Raw genomic sequence first — 23413 nt, 5'->3', positions numbered from 1 at the left:
AGCCGCGACCCGATAAAACCCGCGCCCCCCGTGATCAGAATCTTCATTAAGCTATCCACCATGTCTACAGATGGCGCGTCACTAGTTCATTAATACTTCGATTGCAATCGGGGCGCGCATTGCAGCCTGCCGTTCTGCCACGGTGGTTGCAGTATATCTGGCATGTCCCGAGGGGTATGTTTTTGAGGTTCGAAACCGCTGTTCGCCACCCGTTCTTCTTGCTCTGTTCTACCCTCGCCTAACACGCCTTAGACCCAACAGGGTCAAACACCGCGCTCTAAGATGTCGTATTCTTATTGCTCTCCCGAGGCGCGGCGACGTATCGGGCACCATCAGACGATCAGCTCGATCAAGAATGGACCGAGTCTTGCGAAACTGGCCTGCATCAGATCGCCAAGCTGGTCCAGATCGGTGGCCACTGCGGCCTCGACCCCCATGCCGTTGGCCAGATTGACCCAGTTCAGATCCGGTTTGCCAAGGTCCAGCATGTCCATCGCCGTAGGGCCCGGCGTTGCACCGACATTGCCGTATTCGCCGATCAATATCTGGTACTTGCGGTTCGAGATGATGATCGTCGTGCAGGGCAGCCCTTCGCGCGCCTGTGTCCAGAGCGACTGAAGCGAATACATCGCCGAGCCGTCGGCCTGCAAGCTGATCACCCGGCGTTCACCTTTAGCCGCGATGGCGGCCCCGGTGGCCACCGGCAGGCCATCGCCAATGGCCCCTCCGGCCAGATGCAGCCAGTCATGGGCTGGGGCCGCGAAGGTGTGCGGATAGAAAGCCCGTCCATAGGACACGCTTTCATCCGAAATGATCGCATTCTCGGGCATCAAAGCCGCAACTGCCTGCGCCAGACCTTCCGGGCTGCAAGCGCCCGAAGGGGCCTCGGGTCGAGGGCCAGGATCAGGGATCGCGACGGCGGGCGCGTTCAGTTCATCCACCAGTGCCTGAAGCGCGGCTTCGGCGTCCTGATCCGGGCGCGACAGACGAATGAAACGTGCGTCGTCGGCATATTGGGTCGAGGATTTCCCCGGATACGCAAAAAACCCCACCGGAGGTTTGGCACCGACCAGAATGATGGTCTTGAAATTCGCAAGCGTTTCGCGCGCCAGGTCGGTGTCATAGGGCACCCGCACCAACGGCAGACGCCCGCGTCCCCGCGCCAGATGCGGCGTGACGAAATCTGCCATCAGCGCCGCGCCGGTCGCCTGCGCCACCCGCCAGGCCAGGCTCTGCACCGGGGTCAGCACACCGTGGCCGGCCAGCAGGATCAGGACTTTTTCCTCATCCCGCAGGGTGCGGGCGGCCTGAGCGACTGCCGCAGGATCGATCTGTGCCGGTGCTGGAACCGGCAGCGGCTGGGCAACCCTGCCGCCCTCATTCCAGCTGGCATCCGAAGGCAGGATCAGTGTGGCGATCTGCCCCGGCATAGTTTTTGCCGCCTGAATGGCACGGGCCGCATCGGCCCCGACCTGATCGGATCGCGAACTGGTATGCACCCAGTTCGACACCGTGCGCGCCATACTGTCCGTGTCGGCCTGTAACGGAGCATCGTGCCTGGCATGATAGGTGGCCTGATCGCCCACGATATTGACTATCCCCGACCGCGCCCTGCGGGCATTATGCAGGTTGCCCATTCCATTGGCCAAACCCGGACCGCAATGCAGCAAGGTCGAGGCTGGTTTGCGCGCTATCCGGAAATAGCCGTCTGCCATGCCAGTGACGACGTTCTCCTGCAGGCCAAGAACGCAGTGCATCCCCGGGATCTGATCCAGAGCCGCCACGAAATGCATCTCGCTGGTGCCGGGATTGGCGAAACAAGTGTCCACACCCGCCCCAAGAAGTGTTCTGACCAGGCTTTCTGCACCATTCATTCTCGCTCTCACCGTTCGAAAAGTCTCGTCTGCACATCAGCCTAGCGGCCTCAGCGGCCGATCAGAACCCGTTATGTGCCTTCAGTAATGCCTTTCCTAACTCCTGAACATGACAGCTTGTCGCCTGGACCGGCAGAGCACGATGAAGAGAAAACCGGCGTGATCGTCGCAAGGTATCTCGACGCCCGCCTTTGATGATCACGATTATTCAGTCTTGCTTGCCTTCGGTTTCATCAACCCATTCTGCACGGGGATTGGCCCCCACTTCCTCCAGTTTCTTCAAAACTTCGGCTTTCCAGCCTGCCTTGATGTTGAGCGCGAGCTGTGACGCCGGTCGGTGGTCAGGCTGAAGGATCGCGTATTCATATCTGAGCGGGTTTTCGAACGGCAAAAACGCAACCTTCCCCTGAGACAGCCCCAATTCACGTTCGGTGGCAAAGGTCAGCGGATCAACGATGGTGCAGCACTGACCCGAACTTACAAAGGGGATCAACGGAAGAAAGTACTGGCAGGTGACCGTCGGTTTGTAGTTTGCAGATTCGTCCTGAAACTCTTGCCGGATCTTACGCTGGAACGGATGGGTTTCGTGCAACCCGCCCATGGGGATCCCGTCCAGATCAGAAATCGTTATGCTTTTCCGGGACGCCAGAGGGTGTGCGCTGTCTATGGCGCAAAAACAGTCAGCCCGGATGAGTTCGGCTGAATATTGCGGTTTTCTGCCGGCAGAGTGTTCAAAATCAGCGAAACCAAAATCGATATTCTGGGTGCCTGCAAGCTCCATGATCTGGGGCGAACTGCGTGTGGACAGCGTGATGCGTATATTGGGGTTTTCCCCGACCGACTGGCTGATGAACCGCGGGAACAGAAACGCCGAAGGACCAGGCATTGTGGCGATGTTCAAACTGCCGGAATGCCCTTTGATCAGCCCTTCCATGGTACTGGAAATCGTCGAAAGCCGATCCAGGATACCCGTAGTTTCCGCCAGAAGGTAATGCGCTTCCGGAACCGGCACCAGACGCCGCCCTTTGCGTTCGAACAACGTAAGGCCCAAGTTCTTTTCAAGGTTCTTCAATGCCAGGCTGATCGCTGGTTGCGTGCGGTTCAGTTTTTTCGCCGTCTGAGAAATGGAACCGGTTTCCATCACTTCGCGAAATACGGCCAGTTGGGTAAGATTCATGCGCTATATATAAGCTAAATTTAAGTTTTGTGAAACATAACAAATTTGTATTTATGTGAATTCCCTCTACGCTGGCGGGATCAAATTTCGGGCAAACCGAATCCGATGATCCACAACTTGGAGGAAACGATGAGACTATCGAAATGCCTGGCAGGCATCGCTCTGGCTGGCGCGCTGGCCGCACCGGCGCTGGCACAGGACCCGACCTTTTTCCGCATCGGTACCGGCGGGGCTGGCGGAACCTACTTCCCCATCGGCGGCACAATCGCAAACGGGATTTCTGCCCCTCCGGGTTCGCGCCCGTGTGAAGAAGGCGGCCAGTGCGGCGTGCCCGGTCTGATCGCGATTGCGCAATCCACCACTGCGTCTGTCTTTAACAATGCGGCCGTTCAAAACGGCGAGTTGGAGGCCGGTCTGGCCGCCGCCGACGTCACGCGCTCGATGTATCTGGGTGAGGGCAAATTCGAAGGCAAACCGCATCCTAACCTGCGCATCGTTGCTAATCTGTTCCCGGAAGACCTGCATCTGGTGCTGCCTGCCGGTCAGACCATCAACGACCTGAGCGATCTGGAAGGCAAACGTGTTGGTATCGCGCAGGCGGGTTCGGGCACTCAGGTGGCCGTTCTGCAGATGCTGGACGCCTGGGGCGTCAACCGCGACAACATGGACGAGGCCGAACTGAACAACAGCCAGAGCGCGGAGCGTCTGGCCGACGGTCAACTGGACGCCTATTTCTATGCTGCGGGCTGGCCGGTCGCCGCGATGGTTCAGCTGTCCTCGACCAAGGGCATGAACCTGCATTCCTTCTCGGACGAGGATCTGGCGAAGATCAATGAGATCATTCCGGCTTATATCCCCTCGGCCATTCCGGGTGGTGTGTACGAAGGTATCGACGGTGAGACTAAGACACCGGCCGTCAGCGCGATGCTGGTTGTATCCTCGGACCTGTCTGAAGATCTGGTCTATCAACTGACCAAGGCCCTGTGGAACGACAACACCCGCAAGCTGCTGGATAACGGCCATGCTAAGGGCAAGCAGATCACTGCTGAGACAGCGCTGGACGGTGTCGAGGCGCTGGGTGTTCCGCTGCATCCAGGTGCTGAGAAGTTCTATAAAGAAGCCGGACTTCTTCAGTAATCCGATCTCAGGAAACTCAAACACCCGGTGCCCCGCCTGGGGCACCGGGTTCTCGAAATACGCGCAATCAGGGGGCCATCATGTCCGAGACACTGAAACTTGATGACCACGAGCTGACAGCCGAGGAACTGGCTGCCATCGAAGAACAATTCGACGAAGGCGCCGCCGTCCGGCAAGTGTCGCCCGCAACCGCCAAGGTTCTGCGAGTCGTCGCTCTGATCTTTGCATTCTATGAATTCTTCACCGCCGGTTTCGGCCTTCCCGCCGATCACTGGCACATGGGCATCTATCTGGCCCTGCTGTTCATTCTGGTTTATGCGACAATACCGATTATCGGGGCCAAAAGCCTCTATGCGCTTAAAGTAAGCCGCTTCCGCATCGGTAACATCCCAATCTACGACTTGGTCTTCATGGCGCTGGGGATCATCGCTGCACTGTATGTCGGGCTCGCATGGCGCGGCATTCCGTTTCTCGGGATCGAGGAACAGACGTTCCGCATGGGCAACCCCAACACGTACGACGTGATTTTGGGCGTAATCATCATTCTGCTGGTTCTGGACATCGCGCGCCGCACGTTGGGTTGGGTGCTGCCGCTGATCATCTGTGTGTTCATCTCCTACGCCCTGCTCGGCCCCTATTTCCCCGGCCTGCTGCAGCATCCCGGCGTGAATTTCAAAACTTTCGTATCGTCGATGTACTTCCCGCAGGAAGGCATCTACGGCGTCACACTTTGGGTTGTTTCCACAATTGTGTTCCACTTTGTGCTGTTTGGCGTCATTGCCCAGCGCACAGGGCTGGGACAGCTTTTCATCGACAACGCAACCATTTTGGCGGGCCGTTATACCGGCGGTCCGGCAAAAGTGTCGGTGGTATCCTCGGCGTTCTTCGGCACGATTTCGGGTTCTTCGGTGGCCAACACCGTTTCGACCGGCGCGCTGACAATTCCCAACATGAAGCGCCTGGGATACCCCGGCCATTTTGCAGGCGGGGTCGAGGCCGCGTCCTCGGCCGGTGGCCAGATCACTCCGCCGATCATGGGGGCGGCCGCCTTCATCATGGCCGAGTTCCTCGAGGTTCCCTATACAACCATCGTGATCGCGGCGATCTTCCCGGCCATCCTGCACTATGTCGGCGTCTTTGCCGTCGTGCACCTGATGGCACGCAAGCTGAACCTGAAGGGTCTGGCGAAAGAGCAACTGCCGCAGCTCAAGGCTGTCTGGACCGAAGGATGGGCCAATATCGTGCCCCTGATCGGACTGCTGGTAGTGCTGTTCACGGGCTACACGCCGTTCATGTCCGCCTTTTGCGGTATCTCCCTTGCCGTGATCGCGGGCATGTCGCGCCTGAAGCAACCTCCGACACTGATCTATGCGGCGGCGTTCCTTGCCTTCGTGCTTTGGAAGTTCTCGGATGGTGGCTTCGATCTGACCATGACGGCCATTCTTTGCGGCCTGTCAGTGATCGCTACACTGAACCCCCAGAAACGGATCGAAATTCCCGAGATGCTGGCCGCGGTCGAACTGGGCGTGAAATACTCGCTGGCCGTGGGGGCCGCTGCGGCCGCTGTCGGCATCGTGGTGGGTGTCATCAATACCACCGGCATCGGGTTCCGCATCGGTTTCATGGTGACGCAGGGCGCGGGCAACCTGGCGGCGGATCTGTACAACATGATCTCGTTCGGCAGCTTCCAACTGTTTGCTATGGAAGACCTGCAGCTGTTCATCTCGCTGGTGTTCATCGCCATCGTCTGCATCCTGATGGGCGCAGGCATCCCGACCACAGCGTTATACATCATGCTGGTTTCGGTCGCACAGCCCGCGCTGGCGCAATTGGGCGTGCCGCCCATCGCCAGCCACCTGTTCGTGCTATACTACGGTGTCGTGTCCGAGATCACGCCGCCGGTCTGCACTTCGGCCTATGCGGCCGCGGCCATTGCCAATTCCAACCCGTTCCGAACCGGGCTGTCCGCCTTTACACTTGGGCTTGGCAAAGTCATCGCGCCCATGGCCTTTGTCTATGCACCGGTTCTGCTGTTCGTGTCGTCAACCGGGTTCAATCTGTGGGAGTTCACCTACACTGCCGCCAGCTGCATTGCAGGGGTCATCGCCCTGTCCGCCGCCGTGGTGGGATATTGGCTAAAGCCGCTGAACATAGCCTCGCGTATCTTGATGGCATTGGCAGGCGTTATCTTTGTCGCGCCCAGCCTGACCGCTGATCTGATCGCGCTGGCCGTGGCCTCTCCGGTCATCGTCACTCAGATGATCGCCCGCAACCGCAGTCATTCCCCGGCATAACAACATGGCGAAAGAAGTCACCATCATCGGCGCTGGCATCGTCGGCATCTGTTGCGCGTTGTCCCTGCAGGAGCGCGGCATTCCCGTCCGGCTATTGGACAGAAGCGAACCGGGGCAGGAAACCTCGTTCGGAAACGCGGGCGTTGTCTCTCCGTGGTCGATCATCCCGCAAGCCGTGCCGGGGATCTGGAAAAAGCTTCCGGCAATGCTGCTGAACCCAAAAAGCGCGCTGTCTGTCCGGCTTTCGTTTTGGCCAAAGATGGTTCCCTGGGGGATGCGCTTTCTGGGTAACTCCGGCGAAAAGACGGTGCGTGAGATCTCGGATGCGATGGAGCTGTTGTGCCGTCCTTCCATTGATCTGTACCGGCGGCATCTGCAGGGCACCGGTCACGAGGATCTGATCACCGACAGCCTCTATGTCCACGCGTTCCGCCATCCGGAACAGGCCAACCTGGATGGGCTGGACTACCTCATTCGGCGGGAAAAGGGAGGCGACCTCGACCGCATCGATGGCGTCGAATTGCGGCGTATCGAACCTGCGCTGAGCCGTGATTTCAAGGCTGCCATTGTGATCAAGGGTCAGGCACGCGTCACATCTCCGGGACGGTTGGCTGCGGTTCTGGCCGACAAGGCCAGAATACAGGGCGCAGAAATCGTCCAAACCGAGCTAAAAGGGCTGAGCCGTGCGCATGATGGCGGCTGGCAGCTTGCCACCGCGCAAGGGCTCCTTCATGCCGACAAGGTCGTTCTGGCCGCCGGAGTCTGGTCAGCCGAAATCCTGAAACCCCTTGGCTTGTCGATCCCGCTGGTCGCCGAGCGCGGATATCATGTCGAGTTTCCAACGCCTTCCGCCAGTCTGAACAATTCGGTCATGGATGTGGACGCAAAAGTTGTCGCAAGCTCGATGCAGGGTGGCCTTCGTGTCGCGGGAACAGCCGAGTTCGCAAGCGTCGACGCGCCCGCCGATCCCGGAAAGGAAAAGACACTGACCGCGCAAGCCAAGTCCATGGTTCCGGACCTTGATACAAGCGGCGCAAGGTTCTGGATGGGGCGGCGTCCGTCCTTTCCGGACAGCCTTCCCGCAATCGGACCTTTGAACGGAAAAGATGGTCTCTACACGGCGTTTGGCCATTCCCACTATGGGTTGATGATGGCTCCGAAAACCGGCGAGCTTGTGGCCGACATCATCTCCGACCGCAGCCCAAATATCGACCTGGACCCGTTTTCACTGGCCCGGTTTTGAACCTCTGATCTGAAAGGAACTGACGACCATGCCAATTTACGAAGGCGGCCAGAACATCTGTGGTGCCTCGATAGGGGTTTTATGCCTTGAGAGCTATTTCCCCAAGCCTCCGGGTCATATCAAGAACCCGTCCAGCCTGCCGTTTTCGGTGCTATACGAAATGATAGATGGCGTTACCGTCCCGACCCTGTTGAAGAACCCGACCCCGGAACTGCTGGGCCCCTTTATCGCCGGGGCACGGCGCCTTGAGGCCGAGGGTGTACGGGCCATCACCGGCAGTTGCGGTTTTCTGGCGCTCTTCCAAAAGGAACTGGCGGCTGCTGTGTCCGTCCCGGTCTTTGCATCCAGTCTGATACAGGTGCCTTTGGCGTTTCACATGACCGGCGCAAATGCCCCAGTGGGCGTGCTGACCGCAGATGCGTCGGCACTAACGCCGAAACATTTCGAAGGTGTAGGTGCCGCGGGCATCCCCGTCGCGGTACAAGGGCTGGAGGACAGTACCGAATTTCCCGAAGTGATCCTGCGCAACACGCGAACGCGTATGGACACTGATCTTATCGAAGTTGAAGTCATGCAAGCGGTTCGCAACCTGAAGCGGAGGGACCCGGGCATCCGGTCATTGGTTCTGGAATGCACCGATCTGCCACCCTATGCCGCGCGGATTCAGGAAGAACTGCAGCTTCCCGTTTTTGACCTGACGACACTGGCGCAGATGGCGCATACCGTAAGCACGCGCAGTTCGTATTCAGGGATCATGCCCTGGTCTTAAAGACCATAAGGCACACTATTGGACGTGCCCAAAAGCACGAGATGGCGACGTTACAAGTGTCGGCGGCTTTTGCTGATACATAAAAAAGACGCGGGCATCCCAACAGTTGTGATCCCGACGGATGGGCAAAACCTGTTTGCGTGTTCGCGGCAGGCCCTCGGAAACAAGTCCGGTCCGGACAGGCTGTCCGACACCGCATTGACACCCGGCCCCGGCAGAGATGATCGAAGTCAGAGTGTCCCACGGAGCGGATTTGCATCGCTGGAAGGGGAACAATCGGCTACTCTGAACGCGAAGCTGCTGAACCTTGGAGACCTTCTTGCGGAGACGAATGCCAAATCTGACGTGCGACAAGACCCTGCAAAGACGAGTTTCAACTCTGGCCTATGCCCTGCTGATTTGGGTTTGCTTTCATGGGGTATCCACCGCTCAGGTTGCTGACCCCGCGCAGTTGGCGGCCGCCGCGGATTGCATCCGAAAAGCGATCTCAGGGAATCCTCAGATCGACGTTGAGATTGAATTTGAAGTTGGTCCAGCCGGCGACATCGTGGGGCTACCGGTGATGACCGCGCCGGCGGCCGCCCGGTCCGCGCATCGCCAGTTCTACTTTTTCTTCGCGTCTGCGCTGGAGGGTTGCGCGCCGTTTCGGGATGGCCTTGAGCGCCAGAGATACAAAGCCAAGTACAGCCAGGGCAACCTGACCATAACCGGTGCGCCAGCCGCACAGTCCGCATTGCTCCGGGAAGCTCCGCCTGCGTTGAAACAGCTTCCGCCGCTAAGACCGCTCCCACCGCTGAAACCGGTGCCGGAAAATGGCACTGCAGAATCGGAAGCTGCCTTGGCGCTGGACAAACAGGCGATCCGCGACATACAGGCCCGGCTGATTGTTCTGGGCCATGATCCGAATGGAATAGACGGTGTTATGGGTCGCGGGACCAGAGGGGCAATACAGGCGTGGCAGGCCAGCCGGGGTTTTCCGGCAACGGGTTACCTTTCAGCCAGCCAACTGGCAGCACTCAGGATCCAGTCGGAAGCGCCGTTGCAATCCTGGCTTGCGTTTCCCGACAACAGCAACCTCTACAACCCTCCGCCCCCAATACCGATTGGGCCAACGGAAATGTCGGGGAACTGGCGTTTCACAACAACTTGCGGAACCCGCAGCAAAATCGGACAACAAAAAATAACGGGCGCGATGAAGGTCAGACATGTCGGTGGCGGCAATTACACGGGTCAGGTGAAAACCTCGCAAGGGTTTACTGGGCGATTCAACGGTCGGCTGTCGGGGCGTCGAATGTCGGGTGAGATTAATTATGGCTTCCTTTTGGGGCGTGTTCGCAGCAACGGCGTTGTCGCGGATCAAAAACTGGCAATCAGCGGACGCGATTCAAACGGTTGTTCGTTCTATGCGGCAAAAACCAGTTAGTACTGTTTTGACTTGGACTGGTTTCAACCGTCTTCACCAAACCTGACTTGCCTTCCCACACGTTCTCCCACCGTTGGTTGGGTCGCAAAGGCTGTCGTCTGGCACAGACGAAACACGAGAAACCGCGCCTACATTCCGGGATGTCTGGCTGTTTACCCATGCCGATCAAGGCAGGCGCGCATCACTGGCAGCCATGAAGGAATGGCTGCCGGGTATTCTGTGGTCAAATCCGACATAACAACCGCCGTTGGTCAGCGTTCAGGCCGTGGTGCCAATTGCCCGGTTGAACGTCTGGAAGTCGCAGGGATTGCCCAGCCGGACACCGTCCTTTGCAACGTTGTCCACTATACACTTAGCAAGCGGCGTGTTCGAACTGCCAGTCTGCAACAGGGTCGCAAGCCACTCCATTCATCGTCCAAAGCAAAACGACGGCGATACAAGCGGCATTTGCGGTGGCTGATCGAAGCCGGCGATTAAAACCGAGTTCGATTCCGAGCTTTTGGCGTGACTTACGCGTCAATAAGGCAAGAGATTTCAACAAAGGTTGCCTAAGCCATGCCGTACAGAGAGAACGACTTCACGAGGGCTTTCGTCACTCTGGCCCGTCGCCATCAACCGGAATACCCAACCCAATTTTTTTCCGGCCCATGACCACAGACGTTCGAAAGCGACGGACGTTTGAGTTGTCGAAAAACAGCCGCTTCGTAAGTTCCTGAAAGTCATCCATGTCCTTTGCAGTACAGACCAGACAGAAGTCGGCGTCTCCTGTGATGTAATAGCACTGCTGGACCATAGGTTCGGACTGCACCTGTCGTGAGAACGCGTCTATCTGATCCTGACGTTCGCGCTCCAGTTCAACCATGACAATGAAGCTCATCGCGACGCCAAGTTTTTTAGCGTCAACAATCGCCACTTCGGACAGAATGGCCCCCGAGGTTCTGAGCGCCTTCAGACGCCTTTGTACGGATGCGACAGACAAGCCCGTCTCTGACGCAAGGGCTTCGAGGCCCATCTTTGCATCGGCCTGCATCAGTTGAAGCAGCTTTCGGTCAAACTGATCGAGTTTCACACGACACCTTCATCATTTAGAGAAATTTTCCCGCAAATTTGGCAAATTTGACCATAATAGATCATCATTTATGCGTACAACCCTCTCCATGAAAAACTCAAAGATACTCGACGTCACAAAACCGCTGGCTCTGCTTGCTGCATGCCCTGCCTACAGGCCAAGCCCCTTGGAGACCCGCAGTTTCCAGGGAAGACCGATGCTGATCAAGGACGAAACCGGCAGAATGGGCTTGGGCGCGTTCAAAGCCCTCGGCGGTGTTTATGCTGTCGCCAAGCTGATCGAAGCGCGCGTTGGCCACCCCGTAGAAGCAAACGCCTTTCTCGACGACACTGTAAAGGACATCGCACGCTCGATGACTTTTGTTTGCGCCAGCGCAGGTAATCACGGCATGGCTGTGGCCGCTGGCGCGCGTCTGTTTGGAGCAAAGGCCCGCATTCACCTCGCCGAAACGGTGCCCGAGGACTTCGCCATTCGTCTACGGGACAAGGGCGCAGAGGTAGTTCGGTCCGGCGACGACTACGAGGAAAGTGTTGCGGAAGCCATTGCCGATGCCGAGGCAACCGGCGCCATCCACCTCGCCGACGGCTCCTGGCCCGGATACACCGAACCTCCCCGGCTGGTCATGGAAGGTTATACCGTCATTGCCGAAGAAATACAGCACGCGCTGGAAACTGCCGGAACCTGGCCCAGCCATGTATTTTTGCAGGCTGGCGTTGGCGGCCTGGCCGCAGGGGTCGCTTACATGATCCGGTCCAACTGGCCGGTTCAGCCAAAGATCATAGTCGTCGAACCGGATGCCGCGCCTTGCCTCAAGAAAAGCGTCATGGCGGGTGAGATCTTCACTGTCGAAGGACCCGTGTCAAACATGGGGCGGCTGGATTGCAAGACGCCGTCCATGTTGGCCCTGGATATTTTGAAACAGTGCGCCGATGATTGGGTTACGGTCAGTGACCAACAGGCTTTGGACGCCGTAAAACAGGCCCAGGACCTGGGTTTCTCTACGACACCTTCCGGTGCGGCAGGTTTGGCAGCCTGCTTGATGGTTGAAGCCGACCTGCCGCTGATCATCCTGTCCGAAGGAAGTGTGGCCGATGCTTGACCTCACCGCATTTCGTCGGGATTTGCATGCCAACCCGGAAACCGGTTTCGATCTTGACCGGACCTCTGGACAGATCGCAGCAGCGTTGGAAGACGCAGGGCTTGAAGTCACCCGTGGGGTTGGCCGGACTGGTCTCGTCGCGACCCTGCGACGGGGTCCCGATGAAACTGCGATCGGCTTTCGTGCCGATATGGACGCCCTGCCGATACATGAGGCGACAAACTTGCCCTATCGCTCGCAAGCGGACGGCAAGTTTCATGGATGCGGGCACGATGGTCACAGTACCATGCTGCTTGGGGCCGCGCTGGAACTTGCGGCGGATCCCAATATTAGTCGGACCATTCACTTCATCTTTCAGCCGGACGAAGAAAATGGAAATGGGGCCGCCGCGATGATTGCGGACGATTTGTTCGACCGCTTCCCCATGGCCGCAATCTTCGGCCTTCACAACATGCCGGGAATGGAGCTTGGTCATTTCGCCACGCAGGCAGGGCCATTCTGTGCGTTTGAGGATAATTTCGAAATCCATATTCAGGGTCGGGGCGGGCACGCTTCCATGCCCGAAAAAGGCATCGATCCGATTGTGGTCGGGGCCGCGATTGTGCAGCAATTGCAATCGATCGTCTCTCGCTCGCTTCCAGCCAGCGAACACGCCGTGGTTTCCATCACCGAATTCCTGACGGACGGTGCGCGCAATATCCTACCCAGCAATGTAACACTGCGCGGGGACTGCCGAGGGTTCACCGGGGATGTGTCTGAAAGCATAGAACGCAGAATGCGCGCGATTGTGACCGGTGTCAGCGCGGCGCATGCTGCAGAGGCGCAAGTTGATTACTCGACTTCATTCCGGCCGCTGGTGAACGACGACAGGGCAACCGATTGTATTTCAGGCGCGGCCCGTGACGTTGGTAGAATAAACGATACTTATGGCCGGGTCGGTTTTTCGGAAGACTTTGCCGGGTTTCTTGCACATCGTCCGGGGGCATTCATCCTGATGGGTAACGGGGTTGAGGGGAACAATGCGATGCCGCTTCACAACCCGTCATATGATTTCAACGATGATGCTATCCGCCATGGAATTGCGTTTTGGACCAACCTTGCACGGCGGGACTTCTGATACGGAAGCCTGTGTTCAAGCACACGATCTGAACGGCGGCATTGTTTCGCCGATCCTATATTGGTGATACGTCAGGCCTATGAAACGCTTCCGGATGAAGCGCAGGCATCCAATGATTACGGCAACCATTACAAGGGCCGCCAAAGCGCGCCGCCGAGAAGTTTATGTTGGGCCGGGTTAAAAAGGCGCATCGAAGCCCTTGACCCGTTAACAAAGTGGGCTTCTTCATTGAAAGAATATTTCCTAGGATGTCACCGTAAATTGTAACGAGTGTGTTGAAAGCTAAGCTAACAGGGAGATGCCTGTTGTTGGAGCGCAGACATTGCGCCCTGCCAAGACGGCAAGTGAAACCATCGAATGTCCGATATTGCGCTTTGGCTTGAGAAACACAGTTTGACCAAGTACGCCAAGGCGTTTGCCGAGCATGAAATCGAGCTAAGCGATCTATCCGAATTAACGGACCAGGATCTTGTCACGATCGGACTTCCCCTTGGTCCGAGACGGCGTTTCCTGAAAGCGGTTCGTGTCGATGCAGAGGCCGGGCAAAGCCAGCCCAAGGGTCCTGACGGCCCGACAATCGTGGCCGAGCGCCGGCAGCTTACCGTAATATTCATCGATCTGGTCGGGTCAACTGAAATTGCCCAGCGCGTCGATCCCGAAGATCTGGCGGAGGTACTTCGGCTTTTCAAGGAAACATGCGCTGCGTCCGTTGCGGCCTTTGACGGCCATATTGCAAGTTATTATGGCGATGGAATCATGGTCTTTTTCGGGTTTCCTCACGCCCATGAAGATGATGCAGAGCGTGCCGTTCGTGCGGGGCTTCGCATTATCCAGGAAGTGCCGGATATCCGCACCCACGCGAAACTGAATGTCAGAATAGGGATAGCGACCGGATTGGTCGTCGTTGGTGATTTGCGCGGCGAAAAAATGTTTGAGGATGGAACCGCCATGGGCGAGACGCCCAATCTGGCCGCCCGTCTGCAGACTATGGCGGACCCGGGAACGCTGATCGTCGCTCCTAGCACGCAACAATTGGCGGGCGACGCTTTCAACTACGTTCTGCGCGGCGCATTCAAACTCAAGGGTTTCGCCAAGGAGGTTGAAGCCTGGCAGGTTACCGGAACGCGGGAAACCGTCAGCCGCTTTTTGGCCTTGGATGACGAGTTGCTCAAGCCTTTGGTCGGCCGCACCGCAGAGTTTGAGACCCTGAACGAAAAGTGGCAGTTGGCCACGAGCGGTAAGGGACAGGTTGTGCTGGTGTCAGGCGAGCCTGGAATTGGCAAGTCGCGATTGGTTGAGGAATTACGACAGAGTATCGCGGGGGTGCCGCACACTCAAACTCGATACCAGTGTTCGCCTTACCATTACGCAAGTGCATTTTATCCCCTCATTCGCCAACTCGAAATTGCGGCGGGACTCCGTTCCGACGATTCAAGCGACGTAAAACTCAAAAAAATCTCTGCCGTTCTTGGCGATCAGACTGACCATGCCTTGAAGTTGGCAGCGTCGCTTCTGTCCGTTCCATTTGAAGATCAATTGGGCCCGTTGAATCTGACTCCGCAGCATCTCATGGAGCAGACGCTGGAAATGCTGCTGAGCAATCTGACGGCAGTGGCCGGAGAAAAACCGCTGCTGTTCCTGTTCGAGGATGCGCATTGGATTGATCCGACGACCAAGCTGTTGCTGGATCGGATCGTGGACCGGATTCATGACCTTCCGGTGCTGGTTGTCATGACATTCAGACCCGAGTTCGACCCGGGCTGGGCGCTGCAATCAAATCTTTCGAAAGTGGTTTTGAAGCAGTTGGATTTCCATCAGGTCAAGAGCATTGTGGATGAAGTCGCCAAAGGCCAGCCGATCTCGGACGAGATGTATGAGGTGGTTGCGGCCAGATCCGACGGTGTGCCTCTATACGTGGAAGAAGTGACCAAAGACCTTCTGGAATCCGGCGGTTTGACCGAAGGAACAGACACGTATTCAATGGGTCTAGTTTCTCCGGCGAACTCGGTTCCCAGTGCCTTGCACGATGCGTTGATGGCGCGCCTTGACCGGTTGAGTTCGGCCAAGGAAGTGGCCCAGATCGGAGCTGTCATTGGACCTCAGTTTTCGTATCCGTTGATCGCCAAGGTGGCCCGCATTGAAGATACAGCGTTGCGCGCGGGTTTGGAGCTTTTGTTGGATGCAGGCATCGTCACGGTTTCTGATGCCGATGATCATGAAACCTTCAGCTACCGTCACGCGCTAATTCGCGATACCGCCTACAATAGTCTTCTGAAAAGCGAACGCCGTGTTTTGCACGCTCGTGTTGCCCGAAGACTGGAAGACAAGGAAGTTCATACGGGTGATGCCAGCCCGGAAATTCTGGCACACCACTACACGATGGCGGGCATGAACAAGGAAGCAATCGACTACCGGCATCTTGCGGGCCAGCGCGCGGTTCAACGATCCGCCAACATCGAGGCAGGTACACAATTGTCCCTGGCGATTGAGCAGTTGGCGGAACTGAGCCAAAGCACCGATCGGGACCGAAAAGAAATCGAGATACAGGTTCTCAGGGCAGGTGTTTTGCGATCAACGGCTGGTATAGCCGCTGATGAAACCGGTTCTGTCTACTCAAGAATACGCGACCTTTGTGAACGCGTTGAAGAGACAGAACACTTGTTCCCGGTTTTGAACGGTTTGTATTCCTTTCATTTGGTGCGTGCCGAGTATGATTTGGCCAGAAATGTTGCCGGGCAATTGCTGGATCTGGCGCATTCGACTGGCCAGACGCAACATCAAATGGTGGCGCACCGGGCGATGGGCGCGGTGCTGTTCCATATCGGGGAACTGGACCCGGCCTACACGCATCTGAGCAAGGCGCTGGAGCTCTACAGCCGGGAACGCGATGGGCATCTGGCATTCATTTACGGATCGGACCACGCCGCGATTACCTCATGTTTCCTGAGTCTTGCGATCTGGATGCGTGGTGCGCCGGACAAGGCGCTTGAAGTCCAGGAAAAAGCGGTCGCCGCTGCAAAGGACCTTCAGCACGCCCACAGCATCGCGCAGTCGCTGACCTACCTGTGCATGCTTCATCTTCTGCGCCGCGAACCGGAACAGGTTATCGAGGTTGCTGATCAACTTGAGCAGCTTTCCTCCAGGCACTCCTTCACATTCATGTCTTTGACGGCATCCCTCTGGCGAAGCTGGGTGGATGCCCATGTTTCACCCCAGCCGGAAACGATCCGCGCATTACGCAAGGCATCAGAAGCATGGTGGGCCAGCGGCGCGGGAAACTACAAGCCGTTCTTTCTTACCTTGATTGCAGAGCTCACGCTGAAATCCGGCGACCGGGAAGGTGCGCTGGACTGCCTCACCGAAGCACGCAAACACCACGGCCTGACCAATGAGGGATGGGCCCAAGCTGAGACGGAGCGGGTCTATGCCCTCGCATCTTCAGAGAATGGGGTCGCTGAAAACGAGTTTCGTGTGGGTTTGGATGTCGCGCGACAACAGAATGCCAAGATGTTCGAACTTCGAACGGCATTGGACTATGTCAAGCACTGCCAAAAATACGGACGAGCTGCCATTCCCACTTCCGATCTTCGTGCCGTTTTGCAAACGGTCACGGGCGGAGAGCATACAATTGACGTGAGGGATGCGTTGAAATGGCTTGCTGAAACAACCGTCGGCTAACGCACATCTGCTCAAGGTGACACGGACGGATAACCCGTCCCTTGCGCCTCCTAGGTTCGAGAGGCTTCAAACGCCGCCCACGCTTTTTCAAAGGCGTCGAAATCGAACCCTGATTGACGCGCGGGCTCCAGGATCAGCTTCTCAGTTTCAAGTAACTTGATGATCGCCTGTTCTAGCACGTCCATCAACTCGAGCGGAACCACCAATGCGCCATGCCGGTCTGCATGCACAAGGTCCCCGTCCCTGATTGAAAGTCCGAAGATCGACACCTGCGTTCCAACCTCTTTCACGTGCACGAAACCGTGGCTTGGCCCGACCGAGCCCGCCACAACCGGAAACCCGTCGGGCAAATCGCCGAGGTCGCGCATAACCCCGTTGGTTAATGCGCCGCTGATGCCAAAACCCTTGTGGATCGTTGTGTTGATCTCACCCCAATAGGCGCCGATGCAATGCGGGTAATCCGTATCCTCGACCACGGTCACGACCGGACCGGTCCCCGAAGCCATGTGCCGGTAGTAGTCCATCCGGCGCTTTCGGATCACCTCCGGAGCCTCGGTCGGCGGGTTCACGGCGGCAATCTTCGCGGTGCGTGCATATCCCACCATCGCGCCCGCACCGGGATCAGAGCACAACATCGTGCCCCGGGTGAAATCACTGAACCCACGTTTGCCCTGCGCCACTTCGATGGCGTTGCAAACCGTGGGGGTATCGACCTTTTTCAGCAGGTCCAGCAGGGACTTCTTCATATCGCCTCCAGCCAGCGGGTCAGAGCCGCCGTGGTTTGTTGCGGTTGTTCCAAAGTCGGCAGGTGACCAGCCCGTTCGATAACCTCGAGCCGGCTCTGCGGCATCAACGCGTGCATCATTTCGTGCCGCGATACCGGACATAAGGCATCGTCGCGCCCACAAAGAACAAGGGCTTCATCGTTGAAGTTTTGCAGCGTTTCGCTTTGGTCTGGCCGATCTCGCAACGCTTTGGATTGATTGACAAAGACATCGGGACCAAGACCCTCTGCCATATCCATGCAAAGGTTCAGAATTGCAGCTTTGTCCGGGCCATCGGTCAGATAATTGGGTTTCATCTCGTCCGCCATCACGATGCGCAGGTCTCCTCGTTCGACAGCGGCTATCTGCGGACCGCGCCTGGCTTTAACCTCATCCGTTTCGGCCAAATGGTTGGTGTCCATCAGCGCCAGGCCCACCACACGGTCCGGTGCCTGCCGCAGGATTTCCATAGCCACGATACCGCCCATTGAGAGCCCCGCCACAGCAAACCGTTGCGGCGCGCAGGCCAGCACGTCTTTGGCAAGAGCTGCCATCGTGTCACGGCCCCCGATTGGCGCAGTCAGAATTGGAACCCTGCCCGACAAAGCCGCGATTTGGGCGCTGAAAAGTCGCGCGTCACACATCATTCCGGGCAACAGAACAAGCGGTGTCATTTGACCAATGCGGCCCCTTCGGCAAGCGCGCCCAGCTTGGCATAGGCGATGTCCGGGTCGACCGCACCGAAGCCGGCAAAAGTGCCAAAGCCGCAATCCGATCCCGCAATCACCCGGTCGCCCCCTACGATATCCGCAAAGCGTTCAACCCGCTGCGCGATCAGTTCGGGATGTTCGACAAAGTTCGTCGTGGTGTCGACGACGCCCGGCACCAGAATCTTGTCGGCTGGAATTTCGGCTTTGCGGTCACGAAACACGGTCCATTCGTGGGCATGGCGCGGGTTCGAGGTTTCGAACAGCACATAGCGCGACTTTGTCGACATCAGTGTCGAAAACACCTTGTCCATGCCGATATCGCAGCAATGCGGACCTTCGTAATTGCCCCAGCAAATGTGAACACGCACCTTGTCGGCCGGCACATCTTGCAACGCGTGGTTCAGCGCCTCGACATGCATGTTGGCGATTTTCAGGAACTCATCGTCGGACAGACCGGTGAACAGCATATGCCGCGACAGCGCAAGATCGGGGCAATCCAGTTGCAGATCAAGACCGGCACCAACTATGGTTTCGTATTCCGCCTTCATCGCGTCGGCCAGCGCTGCCAGATAGGCCTCGCGCGTTGGGTAAAAGTCGTTTTGCAGGAACAGGGATATCACCCCGGGGCTGGCCGCGTTCATGAAGCCGCGCGCCACCCCGTGTTCGGCCATCGCCGCCTTGAGATTGGCAATATCCTTCTGCAACTCATCCTGCCCTTTTGAACGCACCTCGCCCACACACATGGGCCGGGCATATTGCGGGGTTCCGCCGTCATTCGCCAGCCGCTGCAGAAAGCCCGGGAACATCTTGAGGTCCGCTGGCGCGTTGCGCGGGCTGTCACCGGAAAAGCCGGTGTAGCGGTCCTTGACATAGGTGGCGTACGAGATTTTCGAGGTTTCACCGTCCGATACGATATCAATCCCGGCCGCCGCCTGTTTGCGCACGGTATCGGACACGGCTGCAGTCATGCAGGTGTCAAATTCGGTCTGATCGAACGGCTCCTCCCGCTCGCGTGCGAAGATGAAGTCCACGACCTCCTGACTGCGCGGCAAGCTTCCCACGTGGGTGGTCAATATGCGGGTCATTTGTTCATCTCCCTTCGAAACTCAGTCCCGCGCCGGGACGGGTGCCCGACGCAGGGTTCAATCTGCGCGCCCCAACCGGAAGGGGAACGCGCGCTGGCACCATTAAGCACCCGTCCAGGTCGCCCCGGCCGGATCATCGGTTGCAGTGATCCGGTACAGGCCCGCTTCACCGGTCATCGAAGGCTCAGCGCTGTAGCTTTCGCCGGGCAAGGCCAAGGCAGTGTCGCCGTTCGACAGGGTGGTCTCAACATCGTTGATCCGGATGCGCCAGTGACCGCTTGCGGGCATCAATACGACCGGTTTTTCAGCCACGACCGCCTCGGTCACGGCCGAGCCGCGTGTCAGAAAATCAACCTCGAATCCGGGCTTGTCCTTGATCAGGCCCTTTTCGCCGATCACAACCGCCGGCTTGTTCGCCGCCAGCGCCATCAGGTCCCAGTAGCGGGCGACATACTTGCCGATCACCGCGTCGACGGGAACCTCGGGGTACGCTTTCAGTTCTTCTTCGGTCAGCAGCGGCATAGGCTGGACGTTGTGCGGCAGGTCCTCGCCCTTCTTGCGGTCGTACAGAACACCGTTATTGCCCAGCATCAAACCGTGTGCCTGTGCGTCCTCGATCACCTGCGGTGCCCAGGTCACGCCGCCACCGGCATCGTCGCCACCCAGCATCGACATGATCATCCCATAGTCCTGGCCCACATTCTCGAAGCCGCGGAAGATGCCCGTCGGGATGTTGAAAATATCGCCTTCCTCGGCGATGAATTCGCCTGCAGTGCCATAACGGCCCCAGAAGAACCGCCACCGGCCTTTGGCAACAAAGAAAACCTCGGCCGTGGTGTGACTGTGCAACGAGTTGCGGCATTTCGGGGGCTGCCCAGCCGCGCCGATGTTGAACCCGATCTTGTCGGTTATGTGGACGTGCTGGTCCGGGCTTTCGCTGACCCCGCCGCCGATGATGGTAAAGTTCTCTTTCTGGTCCGAGCCCGGCGTATGGGCGTCGATGAACGCGGTTTTACAGGGTTTCAGCTCGCCATAGCGGACAATGCGGCTTTCGATGGTACTCATATCTTTGTTCCTTTTGCGGTGGGTTTGATCGGATCAAACCGTTCCACCCGGCGGGCGATTGTTCAGCCGCCGGGCGCGCAGGCTGGCGCGGTGGGCGTGGTAACGCCGCATCGCCTGCCCGGCATCCAGATTTGAGATACGGCACGGCATGCTAGAGATCGCCGGTTTTCAAAAGGATCTGTTTCCAGATCGATGTTTCGTCAAAAAGGGTGTATTCCCTGCGCAGACCCCAGGGGCCGAACTCGGCCTGGCTGATACCCAGAACAAAGACCTCGGCCCCGGTTGGAACGCCAAAGACACCCCAGCCGTCGTGCTTACCGTGCAGCGTCCAGCGGATCGCGGCGCGCGGCGGCATCATCGGATCGTCGCGGCCAATCTGATGGTGAATCTTGAATTCTGCATTCGGGAACGAGGCGCGCAGGCCCATCCAGAACCGGTCCACCGGACCCCAGCTATGTCCTGTGGTGCCGCCGGGATATTCCGACAGGACGGCGCGGTCATACTCTGCTTCGATCACACCCATGTCGGCATTCATGATACGGTTCAGGATATCAGCATATTTCTGACCCCACTCGTTGTCATTTCCACGCCCTTTGTAAGGGCCGGGCTTGTCGTTTGAGGGCGTGTAGGGTTGCACGCAGGCGTCTGGCCCACCTTCACGGGCGATCAGGTCTCGGGCGTATTCCTTGGGATCCCAGCCCATCTGCTGGACAATCGCGCTCTGGTCGCGGATCAGCCATTCGTCGTTGATCTGGTTGTTGATGGCGTGGCAATCGGCAAGAATTCGGTAAACCAGCTTTTTCCCGGTCGCTTTACCGTAAACGCCATCGCCCAGATGGGTCGCCGTTGACAGCAACCGGTGCGAGGACAGCATCCCTTCTTCCGGGGTTCCGGACCAGATCACATCCTCGCCCAGAAGCGTACGGTCGGGAAACTCGGCAAGGGTGGCCATCGTGGCCGCGATAACACCCTGATTGCCAACCACGACCGATCCCGGCGAGCGTACCACGATGTCCGGCGCGTAATAGTGATGCAGCGTGGCTATGCCGCGATCCTCCCAAATCTCCTTGGTGATGCCAATGATGTAATCGGGAAAGTCTTTGAATTTGGGATCAAACCCCTTCATGTCTTCCATCCTTCAGGTATGCGGGCCGAGCCGCGAACAATAAGAGGTCCGTCAATCTCGACCCGGCGCGGACTGACATCAGGATCTTCGATTTTGCTGAGCAGAATATCGACGGTCTCAGCGACCATGCGGTTGGCGGGTTGGCGAATGGTGGTCAGGTTGTACGCCGGCCATGACGCCACGGCGACATCGTCATATCCGATGACCGAAACGTCGCCCGGAACATTCAAACCCAACTCGAACCGCAGCGTGTCCATCACGGAAATGGCCATGTGATCGTTGGCGACAAACACCGCATCAGGCGCATCGGAGTTGAACATCTTAAGCGTCGCTTGCCGGGCTTCTTCGGCCACAAAATTCCCGACTTCGCGGGCGTGCAGCGTGACCCCAGCCTCCTTCAAGGCCGCCACGAACCCTGCTTCGCGATCCCTCTGGGTCGAAGCACCTTCCCATCCGGCGATGTAACCAATCTTTTGGTGCCCGCCGGCCAACAGGAACTCGGCGGCCTTTCGTCCTCCGGCCACGTTGTCGGACGTAACTGACGACATGGCAGTATCGTCTTGCGCCCGATTGAAAAGCACCATCGGTACGCCTGCGGTTCGGCAGCGGTCGGACAGATCCGACGACAGTGCAACCGAGGCCGCGATGATCCCGTCGACCTGAAAGTCGAGTATTTCCTCGACCACGTTGTCGATATTTCCAGCCTGATGCGAGGCCATGAAAATCAGCACGTGGTACCCACGCTCCTGCAGCGTGTTTGTCAGTTTTTCAAGCGCTTCGGGGTAGAACTGATTGTTCAGATAGGCGACAACAAGCCCGATGATCCGGCTTTTCCCAGACACCACGGCGCGGGCCAGAACGTTCGGGCGATACCCCAGTTCCTTGGCGGCCTTGCGCACCTTTTCCACGGTTTTCTTTGATGCCGATGCACCAGGGGTGAAAACCCGGCTGACCGCAGACTGGCTGACCCCTGCGAGGCGGGCGACTTCCAGTGATGTAACCTTGTGTGTCGCCATCAGTCCGCCGTCCAACCCCCGTCAACCATCAGCGCCGTGCCGGTCACCAAGGCCGATGCCTCCGACGCCAGGTAGACCACCGCCCCCATAATGTCCTCAATCTCACCCGGGCGGCCCAGCTTGATCTTGTCCAGAATCCAGGTTCGTTTGTCCGGATCGTCGAACGTGGACCTGGTCAGGTCGGTCAGTATGAATGTGGGGCAGATGGTGTTAACGCGGATTTTTGCGGCCCCGAACTCCAGTGCCATCGCCTTGGAAAACCCCTCGACCGCGAATTTCGACGCGCAGTACACGGCGCGTTCGCGGCCCCCGACATGACCCATCTGGCTTGAGATGTTGATCAGCGAACCGGGGCGGCCGGCTTCTAACAACCCTTTGGCAACGGCTTGGGTCAGGAAATAGGCCCCTTTGACATTAACACCCATGACGGCGTCAAAATCATCCGGTTGCGTGTCCACAGCCTTGCTGTGGCGGGCAAGGCCCGCCGAGTTCAGCAAAATGTCGAAAGGTCCGTTTTGCGCCACGGCCGCGGCTGTGGCTGCAACGTCCGAGACGTCCAGCTCAAGTGTCTTGGCTGACCATCCGCGCGCTGACATCTCATTCGCGATGTCTTGCAACGCGCCAACGCGGCGCGCTGCCAATGTGACCTCAGCACCATGTTCCGCAAGGGCTACAGCGCAGGCCATGCCGATGCCAGATGAGGCGCCGGCGACCAGAGCGCGCTTGCCGCTCAGACTGAAACTTGGGGTGCTGGGGAATTGGGGCAT

At 58.0% G+C, this 23413-nt stretch carries 19 protein-coding genes; 9 read left to right on the top strand and 10 right to left on the bottom strand.

From position 1 onward, the window contains the following. Window positions 1-332: 332 nt before the first annotated feature. Both ACR0MI_RS20745 and ACR0MI_RS20740 read right to left on the bottom strand, forming a co-directional pair. Complete coding sequence (locus ACR0MI_RS20745) at window positions 333-1874, bottom strand: acetolactate synthase large subunit (protein WP_170817131.1); 1542 nt, start codon at window positions 1872-1874, stop codon at window positions 333-335. 208 nt (window positions 1875-2082) lie between these two features. After that, window positions 2083-3051, bottom strand: a complete 969-nt coding sequence (locus tag ACR0MI_RS20740) for a LysR family transcriptional regulator (RefSeq protein WP_170611469.1) — start codon at window positions 3049-3051, stop codon at window positions 2083-2085. A 129-nt stretch (window positions 3052-3180) separates the two neighbouring features. On the opposite strand from ACR0MI_RS20740, the gene ACR0MI_RS20735 reads away from it, so the two are divergent. From ACR0MI_RS20735 to ACR0MI_RS20710, 6 genes are all read left to right on the top strand, one after another. Continuing rightward, the gene (locus ACR0MI_RS20735) at window positions 3181-4188 is read left to right on the top strand and encodes a TAXI family TRAP transporter solute-binding subunit (RefSeq protein WP_170611471.1); all 1008 of its coding nucleotides are present in this window, start codon (window positions 3181-3183) and stop codon (window positions 4186-4188) included. Between the two features lie 80 nt (window positions 4189-4268). After that, on the top strand, window positions 4269-6482 hold the full coding sequence (locus ACR0MI_RS20730; protein ID WP_170817130.1) for a TRAP transporter fused permease subunit: 2214 nt from the start codon (window positions 4269-4271) through the stop codon (window positions 6480-6482). A gap of 4 nt (window positions 6483-6486) precedes the next feature. Then, window positions 6487-7725: an FAD-dependent oxidoreductase gene (locus ACR0MI_RS20725; protein WP_170817129.1), complete on the top strand. Its 1239-nt coding sequence runs from the start codon at window positions 6487-6489 to the stop codon at window positions 7723-7725. Between the two features lie 28 nt (window positions 7726-7753). After that, window positions 7754-8494 (top strand): aspartate/glutamate racemase family protein, encoded by a 741-nt coding sequence (locus tag ACR0MI_RS20720; RefSeq protein ID WP_170817128.1) that lies wholly within the window; start codon window positions 7754-7756, stop codon window positions 8492-8494. 331 nt (window positions 8495-8825) lie between these two features. Then, complete coding sequence (locus ACR0MI_RS20715; RefSeq protein WP_170817127.1) at window positions 8826-9917, top strand: peptidoglycan-binding domain-containing protein; 1092 nt, start codon at window positions 8826-8828, stop codon at window positions 9915-9917. Window positions 9918-10118: 201 nt separating this feature from the next. Beyond that, window positions 10119-10394 carry a hypothetical protein gene (locus ACR0MI_RS20710; RefSeq protein ID WP_480855475.1) on the top strand — a complete coding sequence of 92 codons (276 nt, stop codon included), beginning with the start codon at window positions 10119-10121 and terminating at the stop codon, window positions 10392-10394. A 115-nt stretch (window positions 10395-10509) separates the two neighbouring features. Here ACR0MI_RS20710 and ACR0MI_RS20705 read toward each other — a convergent pair whose 3' ends face one another. Further along, on the bottom strand, window positions 10510-10986 hold the full coding sequence (locus ACR0MI_RS20705; RefSeq protein ID WP_170806845.1) for an Lrp/AsnC family transcriptional regulator: 477 nt from the start codon (window positions 10984-10986) through the stop codon (window positions 10510-10512). 70 nt (window positions 10987-11056) lie between these two features. Between ACR0MI_RS20705 and ACR0MI_RS20700 the strand changes: the two genes are divergently transcribed. The 3 genes from ACR0MI_RS20700 to ACR0MI_RS20690 all read left to right on the top strand — a co-directional run bounded on the left by ACR0MI_RS20700 (window position 11057) and on the right by ACR0MI_RS20690 (window position 16880). Continuing rightward, window positions 11057-12085 (top strand): pyridoxal-phosphate dependent enzyme, encoded by a 1029-nt coding sequence (locus tag ACR0MI_RS20700; RefSeq protein ID WP_480855473.1) that lies wholly within the window; start codon window positions 11057-11059, stop codon window positions 12083-12085. Next, on the top strand, window positions 12078-13202 hold the full coding sequence (locus ACR0MI_RS20695; protein WP_170619655.1) for an amidohydrolase: 1125 nt from the start codon (window positions 12078-12080) through the stop codon (window positions 13200-13202). The genes ACR0MI_RS20700 and ACR0MI_RS20695 overlap by 8 nt, the downstream gene beginning before the upstream one ends. Window positions 13203-13559: 357 nt before the next feature. Next, window positions 13560-16880, top strand: a complete 3321-nt coding sequence (locus tag ACR0MI_RS20690; protein WP_170817125.1) for an adenylate/guanylate cyclase domain-containing protein — start codon at window positions 13560-13562, stop codon at window positions 16878-16880. Window positions 16881-16930: 50 nt separating this feature from the next. Here the strand turns inward: ACR0MI_RS20690 and ACR0MI_RS20685 are convergent, their stop codons facing one another. From ACR0MI_RS20685 to ACR0MI_RS20655, 7 genes are all read right to left on the bottom strand, one after another. Continuing rightward, window positions 16931-17626 (bottom strand): RraA family protein, encoded by a 696-nt coding sequence (locus ACR0MI_RS20685; RefSeq protein WP_480855469.1) that lies wholly within the window; start codon window positions 17624-17626, stop codon window positions 16931-16933. Next, window positions 17623-18318 (bottom strand): alpha/beta fold hydrolase, encoded by a 696-nt coding sequence (locus tag ACR0MI_RS20680; RefSeq protein WP_170611493.1) that lies wholly within the window; start codon window positions 18316-18318, stop codon window positions 17623-17625. The genes ACR0MI_RS20685 and ACR0MI_RS20680 overlap by 4 nt, the downstream gene beginning before the upstream one ends. Further along, the gene (locus ACR0MI_RS20675; RefSeq protein ID WP_170611495.1) at window positions 18315-19439 is read right to left on the bottom strand and encodes a cobalamin-independent methionine synthase II family protein; all 1125 of its coding nucleotides are present in this window, start codon (window positions 19437-19439) and stop codon (window positions 18315-18317) included. The genes ACR0MI_RS20680 and ACR0MI_RS20675 overlap by 4 nt, the downstream gene beginning before the upstream one ends. A gap of 102 nt (window positions 19440-19541) precedes the next feature. Beyond that, window positions 19542-20504, bottom strand: a complete 963-nt coding sequence (locus ACR0MI_RS20670) for a cupin domain-containing protein (RefSeq protein WP_170611497.1) — start codon at window positions 20502-20504, stop codon at window positions 19542-19544. A gap of 151 nt (window positions 20505-20655) precedes the next feature. Further along, window positions 20656-21630, bottom strand: a complete 975-nt coding sequence (locus ACR0MI_RS20665; RefSeq protein ID WP_170817124.1) for an ester cyclase — start codon at window positions 21628-21630, stop codon at window positions 20656-20658. Further along, a complete protein-coding gene (locus ACR0MI_RS20660) occupies window positions 21627-22646 on the bottom strand; it encodes a LacI family DNA-binding transcriptional regulator (protein ID WP_170817123.1) in 1020 nt (339 codons plus the stop codon). The genes ACR0MI_RS20665 and ACR0MI_RS20660 overlap by 4 nt, the downstream gene beginning before the upstream one ends. Continuing rightward, on the bottom strand, window positions 22646-23413 hold the full coding sequence (locus ACR0MI_RS20655; protein ID WP_170817122.1) for an SDR family oxidoreductase: 768 nt from the start codon (window positions 23411-23413) through the stop codon (window positions 22646-22648). The genes ACR0MI_RS20660 and ACR0MI_RS20655 overlap by 1 nt, the downstream gene beginning before the upstream one ends.

The organism is Ruegeria sp. D4 (genome assembly GCF_056534475.1).
This window is presented reverse-complemented; position numbering and strand designations above follow the sequence as displayed.

Bases quoted from the DNA above. Each gene is read 5' to 3' on its own strand.
- ACR0MI_RS20745 (WP_170817131.1), bottom strand. From the start codon at position 1,874: ATGAATGGTGCAGAAAGCCTGGTCAGAACACTTCTTGGGGCGGGTGTG.
- ACR0MI_RS20740 (WP_170611469.1), bottom strand. From the start codon at position 3,051: ATGAATCTTACCCAACTGGCCGTATTTCGCGAAGTGATGGAAACCGGT.
- ACR0MI_RS20735 (WP_170611471.1), top strand. From the start codon at position 3,181: ATGAGACTATCGAAATGCCTGGCAGGCATCGCTCTGGCTGGCGCGCTG.
- ACR0MI_RS20730 (WP_170817130.1), top strand. From the start codon at position 4,269: ATGTCCGAGACACTGAAACTTGATGACCACGAGCTGACAGCCGAGGAA.
- ACR0MI_RS20725 (WP_170817129.1), top strand. From the start codon at position 6,487: ATGGCGAAAGAAGTCACCATCATCGGCGCTGGCATCGTCGGCATCTGT.
- ACR0MI_RS20720 (WP_170817128.1), top strand. From the start codon at position 7,754: ATGCCAATTTACGAAGGCGGCCAGAACATCTGTGGTGCCTCGATAGGG.
- ACR0MI_RS20715 (WP_170817127.1), top strand. From the start codon at position 8,826: ATGCCAAATCTGACGTGCGACAAGACCCTGCAAAGACGAGTTTCAACT.
- ACR0MI_RS20710 (WP_480855475.1), top strand. From the start codon at position 10,119: ATGGCTGCCGGGTATTCTGTGGTCAAATCCGACATAACAACCGCCGTT.
- ACR0MI_RS20700 (WP_480855473.1), top strand. From the start codon at position 11,057: ATGCGTACAACCCTCTCCATGAAAAACTCAAAGATACTCGACGTCACA.
- ACR0MI_RS20695 (WP_170619655.1), top strand. From the start codon at position 12,078: ATGCTTGACCTCACCGCATTTCGTCGGGATTTGCATGCCAACCCGGAA.
- ACR0MI_RS20690 (WP_170817125.1), top strand. From the start codon at position 13,560: ATGTCCGATATTGCGCTTTGGCTTGAGAAACACAGTTTGACCAAGTAC.
- ACR0MI_RS20685 (WP_480855469.1), bottom strand. From the start codon at position 17,626: ATGAAGAAGTCCCTGCTGGACCTGCTGAAAAAGGTCGATACCCCCACG.
- ACR0MI_RS20680 (WP_170611493.1), bottom strand. From the start codon at position 18,318: ATGACACCGCTTGTTCTGTTGCCCGGAATGATGTGTGACGCGCGACTT.
- ACR0MI_RS20675 (WP_170611495.1), bottom strand. From the start codon at position 19,439: ATGACCCGCATATTGACCACCCACGTGGGAAGCTTGCCGCGCAGTCAG.
- ACR0MI_RS20670 (WP_170611497.1), bottom strand. From the start codon at position 20,504: ATGAGTACCATCGAAAGCCGCATTGTCCGCTATGGCGAGCTGAAACCC.
- ACR0MI_RS20665 (WP_170817124.1), bottom strand. From the start codon at position 21,630: ATGAAGGGGTTTGATCCCAAATTCAAAGACTTTCCCGATTACATCATT.
- ACR0MI_RS20660 (WP_170817123.1), bottom strand. From the start codon at position 22,646: ATGGCGACACACAAGGTTACATCACTGGAAGTCGCCCGCCTCGCAGGG.
- ACR0MI_RS20655 (WP_170817122.1), bottom strand. From the start codon at position 23,413: ATGCCCCAATTCCCCAGCACCCCAAGTTTCAGTCTGAGCGGCAAGCGC.